The sequence below is a fragment of the Pseudomonas sp. IPO3778 genome (assembly GCF_013386825.1).
Classification (GTDB): domain Bacteria; phylum Pseudomonadota; class Gammaproteobacteria; order Pseudomonadales; family Pseudomonadaceae; genus Aquipseudomonas.
This window is the reverse complement of the sequence record NZ_JACARC010000125.1, coordinates 1-434: the sequence shown is the minus strand read 5'-3', so window position 1 is coordinate 434 and position 434 is coordinate 1. Positions and strand designations below refer to the sequence as shown.

Genomic DNA, 434 nt, shown 5'->3' with positions numbered 1-434 from the left:
AAAGGCACCTGGGCGGATTTTGCCACCGGCGATAAGGGCGGCGACCTGATCGACCTCGTGCGCTACATCGACGGCGGCACCGACGTTGATGCCTGCAAAAAGCTGGCGGGCCTGCTCAACGTTTCCGCCGGTTCGGCGAACGCTAAAAACGCACCGGCCAAGCCCGCAGCGCCGGAGTGGATTGCGATCCAGCCGATCCCGGCCGAGGCCATGAACAAGTGCCCTGCCAAGCACCGGCAACACGGTGTTCCGTCCAAGGTGTGGATCTACCGCGATGCACAGGGCCGGCCGGTCATGGCGCTGTATCGCTTCGACCTGGGCCCGGATGAAGATGGCAAGCCGCGTAAAGTCTTTGCACCGTTGACCTGGTGCAAGCGCTCAGATGGGCAAACCACGCAATGGCGCTGGCAAGGGTTGCCGCAGCCTCGGCCTCT

Annotated in this window: 1 pseudogene; it reads left to right on the top strand. The window is 63.8% G+C overall.

Going from position 1 to position 434, the window contains the following annotated elements:
- Positions 1-434 (top strand): annotated as a pseudogene (locus HX855_RS32860) (DNA/RNA helicase, superfamily II protein); the annotation flags it as partial.